This is a genomic window from Rhodococcus sp. NPDC058505 (assembly GCF_042720095.1).
Taxonomy (GTDB): domain Bacteria; phylum Actinomycetota; class Actinomycetes; order Mycobacteriales; family Mycobacteriaceae; genus Rhodococcus_G.
On record NZ_JBHXNB010000017.1, the window covers coordinates 64,269 to 81,572 of the forward strand.

Annotated in this window: 1 protein-coding gene (cut by a window edge); it reads left to right on the forward strand. The window is 72.7% G+C overall.

Going from position 1 to position 17,304, the window contains the following annotated elements:
* Positions 1–17,221, forward strand: partial view of a non-ribosomal peptide synthase/polyketide synthase gene (locus ACFWPA_RS14080; RefSeq protein WP_378570591.1) — the 3' end only. Its footprint begins 26,198 nt before the window's first position; 17,221 of the gene's 43,419 nt are visible here — the last part of the coding sequence; the start codon falls outside the window, past its left edge; its stop codon occupies positions 17,219–17,221.
* The last annotated feature ends 83 nt before the right edge of the window (positions 17,222–17,304 follow it).

The window sequence follows — 17,304 nt, forward strand, 5'->3', positions numbered from 1 at the left end:
CCTGTCCGAGATTCAGCAGGCGGTCGGGGCGGGCGCCGGCTTCGACACGCTGACCGTGTTCGAGTCCTACCCGGTGGATCAGGACGCGCTCGCCGCCGCCGCCGACATCGACGGCATGCGGGTCACCGGCCTGCGCGGCATGGACTCCACGCACTACCCGCTGACCCTGGTCGCGAGCGTCGCGGACCGGTTGAACCTGCAGATGAAGTACCTGACCGGCATCTACGACGCCGACCAGGTGCGGGCCCTGCTGGACCGGGTGCTGCGGGTGCTCACCGCGTTCGCCGAGACCCCCGAGCTGCGGGTCGCCGCCGTGGACGTGCTCGACGAGCCGGAGCGTGCTCTGGTGCTCAGTGGGTGGGTCGATCCCGGCGTCGCCGCGCCCGCGGGAACCCTCGCCGACGCGTTTGCCGCCCAGGCGGTGACGCATGCGGACCGGACCGCGGTGGTCGCCGAGGGTGGTCGGCTCGCGTACGGCGAGTTGGCAGAGCGGGTGAACCGACTTGCCCGGGTGCTGATCGCCGAGGGTGTCGGCCCGGAGTCGATGGTGGCGGTCGCGATGCCGCGGACCACCGACCTGGTCGTCGCGCTGCTCGCGGTGATCACCGCGGGCGGCGGGTACGTGCCGGTGGACGTCACCTACCCGCAGGACCGTCTCGCATACATGCTGGCCGACGCGAAGCCCGTCGTCCTGCTGTCGACGGCGGCCGACGTGGAATCGTTGCCGGACAACGATGTTCCGCAGCTGCTGCTCGATTCGCCGGAGCTGGCGGAGCGGCTGGCCACGGTATCCGCGGCGCCGGTCACCGACGCAGACCGCGCGGCAGCGCTGTCGCCGCAGCACCCCGCCTACGTGATCTACACGTCCGGGTCCACCGGCCGCCCCAAGGGTGTCGTGGTGCCGCACGTGGACGTGCTGACCCTGATGGCGAACACGCAGACCAAGTTCGGGTTCGACGAGACCGACGTGTGGACGATGTTCCACAGCTACGCCTTCGACTTCTCGGTGTGGGAGCTGTGGGGTCCGCTGCTGTTCGGTGGCGAACTCGTGATCGTCGACTACCTGACGTCGCGGTCGCCGGAGGAGTTCCTCGACCTGCTGCGGCGTGAGCGGGTGACGGTGCTGAACCAGACGCCGTCCGCGTTCTACCAGCTCGCGGAGGCCGACCGAACCTCCGTCGATGTCTCAGGGGACAGCTCTGTCTCCGATCTGGCGTTGCGGTACGTGATCTTCGGCGGCGAGGCCCTCGACCTCGGCCAGCTGGAACGCTGGTACGAGCGGCACGACGACGGGGCGAGCGAAGCGACGGGGGATGTCGCTGCCGGTCCGCGTCTGGTGAACATGTACGGCATCACCGAGACGACGGTGCACGTGTCGTTCCTGTCTTTGGACCGGGCGTTCGCCGCGGAGTCCAAGGCCTCCGTCATCGGCCGCGGCCTGCCCGGCATGGGTGTGTACGTCCTCGATACCCGTCTGCAGCCGGCGCCGGTCGGCGTGGTCGGTGAGATGTATGTGCACGGTGGGCAGTTGGCTCGCGGGTACCTGGGGCGGCCGGATCTGACGTCGGATCGGTTCGTGGCCAACCCCTTCGGAGCAGCCGGCGAGCGCATGTATCGCTCGGGTGACCTGGCGCGCTGGAATGCCGACGGTCAGCTGGAGTACCTGGGGCGCAGCGACTTCCAGGTGCAGCTGCGTGGCTTCCGGATCGAGCTCGGCGAGATCGAGTCGGCGCTGCTGCGCTTCGAGGGTGTCGCCGCGTCGGCGGTGCTGGTGCGCTCGGATGAGCACACCGGTGACCGGCTGGTCGGGTACGTGGTGCCCGAGGCGGGTACCACCGTCGACACCGACGCGGCGCTCGCCTTCATCGGCGAATTCCTTGCCGCGTACATGGTGCCGTCCGCGCTGATGGTCCTCGACGAGTTCCCGCTCACCGCGAACGGCAAGCTGGACCGCCGGGCCCTGCCCGCGCCGGACTTCCTCGCGGCGGCAACCGAATACGTCGCCCCGCGGGACGCCGTCGAGGAGGCGATCGCCGCGGTCTACGCCGAGGTGCTCGGCGCCGACCGGGTCGGCATCCACGACTCCTTCTTCGACCTCGGCGGCAACTCGCTGGTCGCGACCCGCGTCGTCGCCCGCGTCAACGCGGCCCTCGACGCCCGCATTGGTGTGCGGGACCTGTTCGAGGCACCCACCGTCGCCGAGTTGGCGCAGCGGTTCGAGCACGCCGGTGCGGCCGGTGCGGCGCGCCCCGCCCTGACCGCGGCGCCGCGACCGGAGCTGGTGCCGCTGTCGCTGGCGCAGCAGCGGATGTGGTTCCTGAGCCGGTTCGACCCGGACTCCGCGGCCTACAACATTCCGATGGCGATCCGGCTGTCCGGTGACCTCGACACCGCGGCCCTCGCGGCGGCGGTCGCGGACGTCCTGGCCCGGCACGAGTCACTGCGGACCGTGTTCCCCGACTCCGTCGACGGCCCGCGCCAGGTGGTCCTCCCTGCCGCCGACGTCGAGTTCGACCTGACGCCGACCCCGGTTGGCCAGGACGAGCTGCTGCCGACCGTCGCTGGCCTGCTGTCCACCGGTTTCGACGTCACCGCGGCCCCGCCGGTGCGGGCCCGTCTGCTGGCGGTTCAGCGGGCAGGAGTGGAGCCTGCGGAACGACCCGGAAGCGCAGGAGTGGAGCCTGCGGAACGACCCGACAGTGCCGAACACGTCCTGGTGATGGTGGTGCACCACATCAGTGCCGACGGCATGTCGATGGCGCCGCTCGCCCGCGACGTCATGATCGCCTACACCGCGCGAGCGAACGGGGAAGCACCGCAGTGGCTTCCGCTGCCGGTTCAGTACGCCGACTTCGCGATCTGGCAGCGCGCCCTGCTCGGCGACGAGGCCGATCCGCAGTCCCTCGCCGCCGGACAGATCGACTACTGGACCACCACGCTCGCTGGCCTGCCGGACGCGCTGGACCTGCCGACCGACCGACCCCGCCCGGCGGAGCAGTCGATGCGCGGCGGCCGGCACCTGTTCGCGATCGGCGAGGACACCCGACAGTCCGTGCACCGGCTCGCCGCCGCGCACGGGGCGACCCCGTTCATGGTGCTGCATGCCGCGCTCGCGGTGCTGCTCGCGCGGCTGACCCGCGAGTCCGACATCGCGATCGGCACCCCGATCGGCGGCCGCGGCGATGCGGCCCTCGACGACCTGGTCGGCATGTTCGTGAACACGATCGTGCTGCGCACCCAGATCGACGGCGACGAGACCTTCGCGGACCTGCTCGGCCGGGTCCGGCACTCGGACCTCGGTGCGTTCGGCAACACCGACATTCCGTTCGAGCGTCTTGTCGACGTACTCAACCCGGTTCGGTCGACGGCTCATTCGCCGCTGTTCCAGGTGTCGCTGTCGCTGCAGAACCAGCAGCGGGCCGAGTTCGAACTGCCCGGCCTGACCGTCAGCGCCCTCGACCCGGGCACCGAGGTCACCCAGTTCGATCTGGGGCTGACCCTCGGCGATGCGGTCACCGACACCGGCGACCCGGACGGCATGTACGCGTACTTCACCTACGCGGCCGACCTGTTCGACGAGGCCACGGTCGCGAGGTTCGCGCAGTGGTACACCCGCGTGTTGAGCACCCTGACCACCGAGCCGGGGACCGCCGTCGGCGACGTCTCGATGATGGAATCGGCCGAAGCGGACCGGGTGTCCGCGTTGGCGCGGGCCGCCGCGGCCGCGCGCCCGGCCGAGTCGCTCCCCGCCGCCGTCCTTCGCCGCATCGGCGAGCATCCGGGCGTCCCCGCCGTCGTGGCAGGCGACTCGGTGCTCACCTACGCCGAACTCGGTGCCCGTGCCGCCGCCCTCGCGTCCGACCTGGTCGACAACGGCGTCGGTGCCGATGACGTGGTCGCGCTCGCGCTGCCGCGCTCGACGGACTGGGTGATCGGCATGGTTGCCGCCTGGTCGGTTGGCGCGGCCTACGTGCCCGTCGATCCGGCGTGGCCGCTCGACCGGGTTGCTGGCCTGCTGACCGATATCGGTGCGGCGGCCGTGGTCGCCGCTGACGACTGGGCACCCGGCCTGTCGCTCGACCGTCCGGTCCTGACACCGGCATCGCGCGCTACCGCCACCCCGGCTCCGTTGTCGGATCCCTGGCGGGGCGCCGAGGCCGGTGCCCGCGTCGGCTACGTGATCTCGACGTCCGGGTCGACCGGACGCCCGAAGCCGACCGTGGTGCCGATGGCGGGCATCGAGAACACGGTCCGCTGGTACGCCGACGAGCTCGCACTGACGGTGGGCGAGGGAGTCCTGATCGCGTCGGCACCGACCTTCGACCTCACCCAGAAGAACGTGTGGGCGACGCTCGCCTCGGCGGGCACCGTTCACCTGGTGTCGGATCGCTTCGACCCGCAGGAGATCCTCGCGGCGGTGGCGTCCGGTGCGCGTGTCGCGAACATGTCGCCGTCCGCATTTGAGGCGGTCGTGGATGCCGACGTCAACGGGGTGCTGTCGTCGCTGCGGGTCGTGTTCCTCGGCGGTGAGGCGCTGCGCCCCGCCCCGTTCGCCGCGCTCACCGCGGCGGGTGTGCGGATCGTCAACAGCTACGGCCCGACCGAGGCGTCCGACGTCGTGTCGTACCGCGCGGTGTCGGCGTCCGACGGCGTGACCACGCCGATCGGCGCGCCGATCCCGGGCATCGAGCTCCGTGTCCTCGACGACCGACTGCGGCCGGTCCCGATGGGGATCACGGGTGAGCTCTACGTGGCGGGCGTCGGTGTTGGTCGCGGCTACGGCGCCATGCTCGGCCAGACCGCGGCGAGTTTCGTCGCGAACCCGTTCTCGGACGGTGGTTCTCGGATGTACCGCACCGGCGACCTGGTGCGGTATAACGCGGCCGGGGAACTCGTCTACGTCGGCCGCTCCGACTTCCAGGTCAAGCTGCGCGGCCAGCGGATCGAGCTCGGCGAGATCGAGGCGGCGCTGCTGGCGCATCCGGCGGTCGAACAGACCGTCGTCGTGCTGCACAGCGACCCGCACACCGGCGACCAGCTGGTGGCGTACATGGTCGGCGCGGCAGCGGCCGCCGAGCTGAAGGCGTTCCTCGCGGAGCGGCTGCCGAGTTACATGGTCCCGGCCGCCTTCGTCGCCCTCGACGAGATGCCGCTCAACGCGAGCGGCAAGCTGGACCGCCGCGCCCTGCCCGCTCCGCACATCGAGGTGGATCAGGCCGCGTACGTCGCGCCCCGCGGGCCCGTCGAGGAGATCGTCGCCGCGGTGTTCGCGGAGGTCGTCGGCCTCGACCGGGTCGGCGCCACCGACAGCTTCTTCGAGCTCGGCGGCAACTCGCTGGTCGCGACCCGGGTGATCGCCCGCGTCAACGCCGCCCTCGGCAGCAGCCTCGTGGTGCGGGCCCTGTTCGACGCGCCGACCGTCGCCGGTCTCGCGCAGCAGGTCGAACGCGCGGGCACCGGACGCACCCGGCCTGCCCTCGCGCCGCGGCCGCGCCCGGAGCGCATCCCGCTCTCGCTCGCGCAGCAGCGGATGTGGTTCCTCAACCGGTTCGACACCGACTCCGCCGCGTACAACATCCCGTTGGCGGTCCGGATGTCCGGCGAGCTCGACACGGCGGCGATGGCCGCCGCGGTCCGCGACGTCGTTGCCCGGCACGAGTCGATCCGCACCGTGTTCCCGGACTCCGCGGACGGCCCGCATCAGGTGATCCTCGCTGTCGACGAGGTGCTCGGCGACCTGACCCCGGTCGACGTCACCGCCGACGAGATCGCCGCCGCGGTCAGCGCATTCGCGCTCACCCCGTTCGACGTGACCGCGCAGCCGCCGGTCCGGGTCGCCCTGTACCGGGTGGCCGCCGACGAGCACATCCTCGCGTTCGTGGTGCACCACATCTCCGGTGACGGCTCGTCGACGGCGCCGCTGGCCCGCGACATCATGGTCGCCTACCTGGCCCGCACCGCGGGCGAGGCGCCCGGCTGGGCGCCACTCGAGGTGCAGTACGCCGACTACACCCTGTGGCAGCGCGACCTCCTCGGAGCCGAGGACGATCCGGCCTCCCTCGCCGCCGAGCAGGTCGGCTACTGGACCGGCGTCCTCGCCGACCTGCCCGAGGTGCTGGCCCTGCCGACCGACCGGCCCCGCCCGGCCGACCGCACCCAGCAGGGCGCGCGCGTCGAGTTCCCGATCGCCGCCGCCACCCACGAGCGGCTGCGGGCGATCGCCACCGCGGGCGGCGCGACGCTGTTCATGGTCGTGCACTCCGCCCTCGCGGTGCTGCTGGCCCGGCTGTCCGGGACCTCCGACATCGCGGTCGGCACCCCGATCGCCGGCCGCGGCGAACGCGCCCTCGACGACCTCGTCGGCATGTTCGTCAACACCCTGGTGCTGCGCACCGAGGTGGACGCCGCGCAGGACTTCACCGCCCTGCTCGAGCAGGCCCGCGAGGTCGACCTCGGCGCGTTCGGGCACGCCGATCTGCCGTTCGAGCGGCTCGTCGACATCCTCGACCCGGCCCGCTCCACCTCCCACTCGCCGCTGTTCCAGGTGGTGCTGTCCACCGACGACGTCGGCGAGGAGCGGTTCGAGCTGCCCGGCCTGACCGTCAGCGGCGTCGCCGACGACACCCACGTCGAGAAGTTCGACCTGGAACTGTCGTACGCGGAGCGGCTCGACGCGCAGGGCCGCGCCGAGGGCATGTCTCTCACGTTCGGCTACGCCACCGACATCTTCGACGCAGCAACGGTGGAGCGGTTCGCGGCCCGGATGACCCGGATCCTCGACGCGATCGCCGCCGACCCGGCGGCGCCGATCGGGGACATCGAGATCCTCGACGACGCCGAGACCGCGGCCCTGGCCCCGGTCCGCGGCGGCGCCGGTGCCGCGCCCCGCACCCTGCCGGAGCTGCTTGCGGCGGCCGCCGCGCTCGACCCGGCCGCCACCGCCCTGGTCTCCGGCGAGGTCGCGGTGAGCTACCGGGACCTCGACGAGCGGTCCACCCGGCTCGCCCGGATCCTCGTCGACCGCGGGGTCGGGCCGGAGAGCTTCGTCGCCCTCGGCCTGTCCCGGTCCGTCGAGTCGGTCACCGCGATGTGGGCGGTCGCCAAGTCCGGTGCCGCCTTCCTGCCGGTCGACCCGGAGTACCCGGCCGACCGGATCGCGCACATGCTCGGCGACTCCGGCGCCCCGATCGGCATCACCGTGCGCGCGCACCGCGACGCGTTCGGTGACTCCATCGACTGGCTCGTCCTCGACGACGCGGACCTCACCGCCGGCTGGGACCGCGCCTCGTCCGCGCCGATCACCGACGCGGACCGGACCGCGCCGCTGCACCCCACGCACCCGGCGTACCTGATCTACACCTCCGGGTCGACGGGTCTGCCGAAGGGCGTCGCCGTCACCCACACCGGACTCGACAATTTCGCGGCCGAGATGCGGGACCGGTGCGCGGTCACGCCGTCGTCGCGGGTGGCGCACGTGATCACCCCGAGCTTCGACGCGTCGGTGCTCGAGTACCTGATGGTGTTCGGCTCGGCTGCCACGTTCGTGATCGCGCCGCCGACCGTGTTCGGTGGTGCCGAACTCGCGCAGCTGCTGCGGGACGAGCAGGTCACCCACATGTTCATCACCCCGGCGGCCCTCGCCTCGGTGGACGAGCAGGGCCTCGACCGGCTCGAGTGGGTCGGTGTCGGCGGCGACGCCTGCCCGCCCGAACTGGCCGACCGCTGGGCACCCGGCCGGGTGATGTTCAACATGTACGGCCCCACCGAGGCCACGATCTGCGTGACCATCGACGGTCCGCTGGCCGCGGGCGAGCCGATCACGATCGGCGGACCCAACCGGGGCGTTGCCGCCCTCGTCCTCGACGGCAGGCTGCGTCCGGTGCCCGCCGGTGTCCCCGGCGAGCTGTACGTCGCCGGTGCCGCGCTGGCCCGCGGCTACCACGCGCGGGCCGGGCAGACGTCGGACCGCTTCGTGGCCAACCCGTTCGGGGAGCCCGGCGACCGGATGTACCGGACCGGTGACGTGGTGCGCTGGGTCGGGCAGCCGTCCGACCCGAAGCTGGAGTACCTGGGCCGCTCCGACCACCAGGTCAAGATCCGCGGCTACCGCATCGAACTCGGCGAGATCAACGCGGCACTCGTCTCGCACCGGGGCATCGACTTCGCGCACACCGTCGGTCACGTCGGCGAGTCCGGCGACACCCACCTGGTGTCGTACGTGCTCGCCGCGGCCAACACCGCGGTGCGCGCCGAGGACCTCACCGCGCACGCGGGCGCGACGCTGCCCGCGTACATGGTGCCGTCGGCGATCGTGGTGCTCGACGCGCTGCCGCTGACCCCGGCGGGCAAGCTCGACACCCGCGCGCTGCCCGCACCCGAGATCGTCACCGTCACCGGCGGATACGTGCCGCCGCGGACCGCGACCGAGGAGATCGTCGCGGGGGTGTTCGCCGAGGTGCTCGGCGTCGCCCGCGTCGGGTCCACGGACAGCTTCTTCGACCTCGGCGGCAACTCGTTGTCGGCGACGCGGGTCACCGCCCGGGTCGGTGCGGTCCTCGGTGCCACCCTCGGTGTCCGGCAGGTGTTCGACGCGCCCACCGTCGCTGCCCTCGCCGCGCACGTGGATTCGGTGCGCGCGCAGGGCATCTCGCGCCCCGCGCTGGTGCCCGCGACGCGACCGCAGCGGATTCCGCTGTCGCTCGCGCAGCGGCGGATGTGGTTCCTCAACCAGTTCGACACCGACTCCGCCGCCTACAACATTCCGCTGGCGGTGCGGCTGTCCGGCGACCTCGACGTCGACGCGCTCGCCGTTGCCGTCGCCGACGTCGTCGAGCGGCACGAGACGCTGCGGACCGTGTACCCGGCGGTCGGCAGGGAACCGCACCAGGTGGTGCTGCCCGCCGACGAGGTGATGCCGGTGCTGGCGCCGCGCCCGGTCGCCGAGGCGGACCTGCTCGCCGCGGTCGTGGGCTTCGCGTCCGGCGGGTTCGACGTCACCGTCGCGCCGCCGCTGCGGATCGCGCTGTTCGAGACCTCGCCGACCGAGCGGGTGCTGGTCGTTGTCGTCCACCACATCGCCGGTGACGGCTCGTCGATGGCGCCGCTGGCCCGCGACGTGATGGTCGCGTACGGGTCGCGCACCGCGGGACTCGAGCCGCAGTGGACCGAACTACCGGTGCAGTACGCCGATTTCGCGATCTGGCAGCGGGAGGTCCTCGGCGACGAGGCCGACCCGCAGTCGCTCGCGGCCCGGCAGCTCGCCCACTGGCGGGAGGCGCTCGCCGACCTGCCGACGCAGCTGGAACTGCCCACCGACCGGCCGCGGCCACCGGTGCAGTCCCTCGCCGGCGACACCGTCGAGTTCACCATCGACGCCGACACCCACCGGGCGCTCGTCGATGTGGCCCGCGCCGGCGGCGCCAGCGTGTTCATGGTCATGCACGCCGCACTGTCCGTGCTGCTTGCCGGCCTGTCCGGGAGCACCGACATCCCGGTCGGTACCCCGTCCGCGGGCCGCGGCGACGCCGCACTCGACGACCTGGTCGGCATGTTCGTCGGCACCCTGGTGCTGCGGGCGCAGGTCGACCCGGACATCACCTTCACCGAGCTGCTTGCCGCGGTCCGGGAGAGCGACCTCGGGGCGTTCGGCAACACCGACATCCCGTTCGAGCGGCTCGTCGAGGTGCTCGACCCGGAGCGGTCGACGTCGCACTCGCCGCTCTTCCAGGTGATGCTCACGTTCCAGAACCTGGAGCAGGCGACGTTCGAGCTGCCCGGCCTCACCGTCGGCGCGGTCGACGCGGGCCCCGAGCCGGCGAAGTTCGACCTGACCCTCGGGCTGCAGGAGACCTACCGCGAGGACGGGGCGCCGGCGGACATCGCGGCGTCGCTGAGCTACGCCACCGACCTGTTCGACGCGTCCACCGTCCGCGGCTTCGCGGACCGGTTCCTGCGGGTGCTCGCGCAGGTATCGGCGGACCCGACGACCCGTCTCGGCGCCGTGGACCTGCTCGGCGCCGACGAGCGCGCGACGATCGCCGGGTTCGGCCGCGGCGCCGACCCCGCGGTTGGCGCGGACACCCTGCTCGGCCTCGTCGCCGCGCGGGTGACCGCCGCACCGGACGCGGTGGCCGTCGTCGACGCCGCCGGCGCGGTGACCTACCGCGACCTGGACGGGCGCGCGAATGCGCTTGCGGCGCAGCTGGCCTCGGCCGGTGCGGGTCGGGACGGCGTCGTCGCCCTCGCCCTCGGCCGGTCCGTCGACTGGGTCGTCGGCATGCTCGCGGCGTGGAAGGTCGGTGCGGCGTACGCGCCGATCGACCCGGCGCACCCGGTGGACCGGATCGCGGCCCTGCTCACCGACACCGGCGCCCGCGCCCTGGTATCGACGCCGGCGTGGATCGCGGCAACCGGCCTCGGCGGCACCCTCGCCGACGCCGCGGTGATCGCGGTGGACGCGTCGTCGGACGCCGGCACGGTCCCCGCCGACCCGTGGACCGAGCCGGGTGCCGATGCGCGCCTGGGCTACGTGATCTCCACCTCCGGTTCCACCGGCAGGCCGAAGCCGACGCTGGTGCCGATGGCGGGCATCGCGAACACCGTCGACTGGTACCGGCGGGAGTTGGACCTGGCCGCCGGGGACGGCGTGCTGATCGCGTCGTCGCCGAGCTTCGACCTGACGCAGAAGAACGTGTGGGCCGCGCTCACCTCCGGTGCCACCGTGCACCTGGCGGGGGAGACGTTCGACCCGGAGGCCATCCTCGGGATCGTCGAGGCGAACCCCGTTGCGGTGGCGAACATGTCGCCGACTGCGTTCGAGGCGATCGTCGACGCGGACGCCGACGGCGCGCTGGCCCGGCTGCGGATGCTGTTCCTCGGCGGTGAGGCCGTGCGGCTCACGCCGCTGCGGTCGCTGATCGACGGCGGGCTGCGGGTGTTCAACAGCTACGGCCCGACCGAGGCGTCGGACGTCGTGTCGTTCCACGAGGTCTCGCGCGAGGAGCGCGGCGCCGTCCCGATCGGTGCCCCGATCCCGGGCGTGCAGCTGCACGTCCTGGACGACCGGCTGCGGCCCACCCCGATCGGTGTCGCCGGTGAGCTGTACGTCGGCGGCATCGCCGTCGGCCGCGGCTACGGCGCGATGGTCGGGCAGACCGCGGACCGGTTCGTCGCGAACCCGTTCGGGGACACCGGAACCCGGATGTACCGGACCGGTGACCTCGCCCGTTGGACCGCGGCCGGTGAGCTGGACTACCTGGGCCGCACCGACTTCCAGGTGAAGCTGCGTGGCCTGCGGATCGAGCTCGGCGAGATCGAGGCCGTGCTGCACGAGCAGGACACGGTCGCGCAGGCCGCGGTCCTGGTGCGCGAGGACACCCCAGGGCAGCAGCTGCTGGTCGGCTACGTGGTGCCCGCGCCCGGTGTCGCGGTCGACGAGGCCGCGCTGATCGCCGCGCTCGGGCGTCGACTGCCCGAGTACATGGTGCCGGCGGTGTTCGTCACCCTCGACGAGTTCCCGCTCAACCGCAGCGGCAAGCTGGACCGCACCGCGCTGCCCGCACCGGATCTCGCGTCCCGTGTCGGCGAGTCCCGGGCGCCGCGGACCGACACCGAGCGGGTTCTGTGCGAGCTGTTCGCGCAGCTGCTCGGCCTCGACTCGGTCGGTGTCGACGACTCGTTCTTCGCGCTCGGCGGCGACAGCATCCTGTCCATCCAGCTGGTCGCGCGGGCCAAGGCGGCGGGCATCGTCCTGACCCCGAAGCTGGTGTTCGAGCACCGGACCGTCGCCGCGCTGGCCGCGGCCGCGTCCAGCGTCGCGCTGGAGGTGCTCGAGGAGCTGCCCGGCGGCGGCATCGGCGAGATCCCGCTGTCCCCGATCGGGCAGTGGATGATCGAGCACGGCCGCAGCTACGACCGCTTCTCGCAGGCCGAGATCCTGACCCTGCCGCGGGACCTGGTCGTCGCCGACCTGGTCGGCGCCGTGCAGGCCGTGATCGACCACCACGACCTGCTCCGCGGCAGGCTCACCGTCACCGACGGCGTCCCCGCGTTCGAGGTCGTCGAATTCGGGGCGATCGACGCGGGCGACCTCGTCCACACCGTCGCCTACTCGGGTGACTTCGTGGACACCGCCGCCGTCGAACTCGACGCCGCCGCGGACCGGCTCGACCCGGCGGATGCCGTGATGCTGCAGGCCGTCTGGTTCGTGCCCGACGCCGAGGACGCGCCCGGCCAGCTGATGCTGGTCGTGCACCACCTCGCCGTCGACGGCGTGTCCTGGCCGATCATCAGCGGCGACCTCGTCACCGCGTGGGGTCAGCTTTCGCACGGCCAGGCCGTCGACCTCGCGCCGGTCGGGACGTCGGTGCGGCGCTGGGCGCACGGCCTCGTCGACGAGGCCCGTTCCGAGCGTCGCGTCGCCGAACTCGACCTGTGGCGCGGCATCCTCGACGGCCCCGACCCGGACCTCGGGTCACGGCCGGTCGACCCGGAACGGGACGTCGTCGGCACCGTGGCGGACCTGCACGTCGAGGTTCCCGCCGCGATCGCCGAGACCGTGCTCACCGTGCTGCCCGGCAAGTTCCACGGCACCGCCAACGACGGGCTGCTCACCGCACTCGCGCTGGCGCTCGTCGCGTGGCGCGCCGAGCGGGGCATCGACGAGCCGACCGCGCTGGTCAACCTCGAGGGCCACGGCCGCGAGGAGCAGGTGCTGCCCGGCGCGGACCTGTCCCGCACCGTCGGCTGGTTCACCACCCAGGTCCCGGTCCGCCTCGACCTGTCCGGGCTGGACCTGACCGCCGCCTTCGCGGGCGGGGGCGACCTCGGTGCCGCGGTGAAGACCGTCAAGGAGCAGCTGCTCGCGGTCCCCGACCACGGCATCGGCTACGGACTGCTCAGCAGGCTCAACCCGGACACCGCCGAGGCCCTCCGCGGGTTCGCGCCGCCGCAGATCGGGTTCAACTACCTCGGTCGGCGCGGCGCCGCGACCGACGAGCCGCAGCCCGCGCCGACCGGCGGGGCGCAGCCGGTCAACCTGGCGGGCACCAGGAACGCGGACATGGCTCTGCCCGCGGTCGTTGACATCAACGCGATCGCGGTGAACTCCACCGAGGGCGCGAAGCTGGTCGCCACCTGGTCGTACGCGACCGGGCTGCTCGGCCGCGACGAGGTGCAGCGGTTCGCCGACCTGTGGGTGGCCGCGCTGACCGCGCTCGCCAGCTACGCCGACCGTCCCGACGCGGGCGGCCGCACCCCGTCCGACTTCGACCTGGTCACCGTCGACCAGCGGCAGATCGACCGCTGGGAGGCGCAGTACCCGGAGCTGTCCGACGTGTGGTCCCTCTCGCCGCTGCAGGAGGGGCTGCTGTACCAGTCGCAGCTGGCGTCCGGCGACACGGACTTCTACCAGGTCCAGATGATGCTGACGCTGACCGGCACCGTCGACGCCGACCGGATGCGGGCCGCCGGGCAGGCCCTGCTCGACCGGTACCCGAACCTGCGGGTGGCGTTCAGCTACGAGAGCGGGGTCGGCGCGCAGATCGTGCAGCGGACCGTCACCCTGCCGTGGCGGACCGTCGACCTGACGTCGGTGCCGGTCGCCGACCGGGACGCGGCGCTGACCGCGCTGCTGGACGCGGACCGGGAGGAGGGCTTCGACCTGCTGTCGGCGCCGCTGATCCGGTTCACCCTGGTCACCCTCGCCGACGGCGAGTACCGGCTGATGCTGCTCAACCATCACGCCCTGCTCGACGGCTGGTCCACGCCGTTGCTGCTGCGGGAACTGCTGACCCTGTACGCCACCCACGGCGACGTCACGCACCTGCCGCAGCCCCGCCGGTACCGGGACTTCCTGTCCTGGCTGTCCCGGCAGGACCGTGGACATTCGCTGCAGGCGTGGCGGACCGCGTTCGAGGGCAGCGACGAGCCGACGATCGTGATCGGTGATGCGGGCGACGAGCTCGGCGACTCGCACGAGCTGGCCGCGCACCTCGACGGTGACGTGTCCGACGCGTTGGTGGCGCTGGGCCGTGAGCACGGGTTCACGATGAACACCGTCGTGCAGGCGGCGTGGGCGCTGGTCGTCGCCACCCTGACCGGGCGTGACGACATCACGTTCGGTGCCACCGTCTCCGGCCGCCCGCCGCAGATCGACGGCATCGAAGAGATGATCGGCCTGTTCATCAACACGCTGCCGGTGCGGGTGCGGCTCGACTCGGCCGAGACGATCACCGACCTGCTGACCCGGGTGCAGGGCGAGCAGGCCGACCTGCTCGATCACCACTACGTCGGGATGCCGGAGATCCAGGCGGCCGCGGGCCAGGGCACCGTGTTCGACACCCTCGCGGTGTTCGAGTCGTACCCGGTCGAGGCCGGGACCGGCGGCGGCGACATCGACGGCATGACCGTCGCGGGCATGACCGGCAGCGACTCGGTGCACTACCCGCTCGCGCTGGTCGCCGAGTTCAGTGGCACGCTCGCGCTGCGGCTGAAGTTCCTCGACGGCGTCGTCGACCAGGACCGGGCTGGCGAGATCCTCGGGTTCGTCACCCGCGCGGTCGAGGCGTTCGCGCGGACCCCGCACGCCGCGCTGGGGGCGACCAGCCTGCTCGACCCGGCGCAGCGCGCCGAACTGGTGCCCGCCCGCGGCCCGCAGGCGCCCGGCGTCCGCGGCCTGCCGGACCTGCTCGCCGCGGCCGTCGCGGTGGATCCGGCGGGGCTCGCCCTGATCGAGGGTGACGAGTGCCTGACCTACCGGGAGCTCGACGAGCGGTCCAACCGGTTGGCCAGGAAGCTGCTCGCCGCCGGTGCCAGCACCGAGAGCGTCGTCGCGATCGCGGTGTCCCGGTCCATCGAATCGGTGACCGCGATCTGGGCGGCGGCGAAGACGGGTGCGGCGTTCCTGCCGATCGACCCGAGCTACCCGCCGGACCGGATCGAGCACATGCTCACCGACTCCGGTGCCGTGCTCGGGGTGACCCTCGCCGCGCACCGGGACGGCCCGCGCGCCGGGGTGCCGTGGATCGTCCTCGACGACCCGGCCGTCGCCGCGGAACTCGCGGAGCTGCCGTCGGCGGCCATCACCGACGCCGACCGCACCCACCCGGTGCGGCCCGGGTCGGCGGCCTACATGATCTACACCTCCGGCTCCACCGGCCTGCCGAAGGGCGTTGTGGTCACCCACCGGGACCTGTTCACCACCGCGGAAGAGGCGCGCGCGCACTTCCGGATTGCGGCGGGTGACCGGGTGCTGCACGTGATCTCGCCGAGCTTCGACGCGTCCGTCCTCGAATACCTGATGACGTTCGGGGCGGCCGCGACGATGGTCATCGCGCCCGCGACCGTGTTCGGCGGCGCGGACCTGGCGGACCTGATGCGCAAGCAGCACGTCACGCACACCTTCATGACGCCCGGCTCGCTGGCGTCCGTCGACCCCGACGGGCTCGACGAACTGCGGGTCGTCGCGGTCGGTGGCGAGGCGTGCCCCGCGGATCTCGTCGCCCGGTGGGCGCCGGGCCGCCGGTTCGTCAACGCGTACGGGCCGACGGAGACCACCATCTGGGTCACCGCGACCGGCGCGCTGCGGCCGGGCGAACACGTCACCATCGGTGGCCTGCTCGCCGGGGTTGGCGCGGTGATCCTGGATCGGCGGCTGCGGCCGGTGCCCGCGGGCGTCCCCGGCGAGCTGTACGTGTTCGGGCAGTCGCTGGCCCGCGGCTATCACCGCCGCACCGGGCTGACCGCCGAGCGGTTCGTCGCGAACCCGTTCGGGGAGCCCGGCGAGCGGATGTACCGCACCGGCGACGTCGCGCAGTGGATCCGGGACGCGGACGGGGAGTGGATCATCGACTACCTCGGCCGCTCCGACTTCCAGGTGAAGGTCCGCGGCTTCCGGATCGAGCTCGGCGAGATCGAGTCGGCGCTGGCCGCGCATCCGAGCGTCGAATTCGCGCACGTGATCGGCGTTCCCGGACCGGGCGGCGCGACCGCGCTCGCCGCGTACGTGCTGCCCGCACCGGGCGGCGTGGTCGACCCGGCGACGCTGGCCTTGTTCGTCGGGGAGACCCTGCCCGCGTACATGGTTCCGGCGGCGATCGTCCCGATCGACGAGATCCCGCTGACCGGGGCCGGCAAGATCGACCGCCGCGCCCTGCCCGAGCCGCAGTTCGCGGAGCGGGCGCCGTACGTGGCACCGGAAACCCCGGTCGAACAGATCGTCGTCGACGCATTCGAGGAGGTCCTCGGCGCCGACGGCATCGGCATCGACGACGGGTTCTTCGACCTCGGTGGCCACTCGCTGCTCGCGACCCGGCTGGTCGCGCTGATCGGCGACCGCACCGAGGTGCGGGTGCCGCTGCAGTGGATGTTCACCGACCCGACACCGCGTCGGATCGCCGCCCGCGTCGACGCCGCCCACCGCGGCGTCAGCGAGGGCGAGGCCGCGCTGCAGGTGATGCTGCCGCTGCGCAGCGCGGGCACCCAGCCGCCGCTGTTCTGCGTGCACCCGTTCGTCGGCCTGTCCTGGTCGTACGGCGGGCTCGCGCAGCACCTGTCCGCGGACCGCCCGGTGTACGGCATCCAGTCGCCCGCGCTGTCCGGCGGCGCGCTGCCGGACACGATCGAGGAGATCGCGGCGCTGTACATCGAGCAGATCCGGGAGGTGCAGCCGGAGGGCCCGTACCACCTGCTCGGCTGGTCGTTCGGTGGTGTCGTCGCGCACGCGATGGCCGTGCAGCTGCGGGCGGCGGGGGAGCGGGTGGAGTCGGTCGTCATGCTCGACAGCTTCCGCGACCTGGTCGAGGTCGGGTCCGTCGCGGCAGCCGACAACATGGGCGAGGTGGTTGCCGGGCTCGGGTTCGGCATCGACCTCGGCCCCGACCTGGCGTCGCTGACCTCGGAACGGCTGCTGGAGCTGCTTGCGGCGGTTCCCGGCTTCCCGACGTCGCTGTCGGTGGCGGATCTCGAGCGGATCCTCGCCAGCGCTGGCCGAACCGGGGACCTCGTCGAGGCGTACCGGCCGCAGCGCTACGACGGTCGGGTCGATTTCTTCGCCGCCCGCCGCGGCGAGCTCGGCCACCTGGACGGCGCCGCGCAGTGGGCCAACGTGGTCGGGTCGGTGGTCACGCACGATGTGGACTCGGACCACAACGGGATGACGACACCGAAGGCACTGGCCCAGATCGGCCCGGTGCTGGACGGGATCCTGCGCGCGGGGCAGTGACCCAGGATGAGGAAGTGACCCCCGAATGAGTGAGGGCCCCACCGCGGTTGCGGTGGGGCCCTCACTCGTTGTGGTTGTCCGTG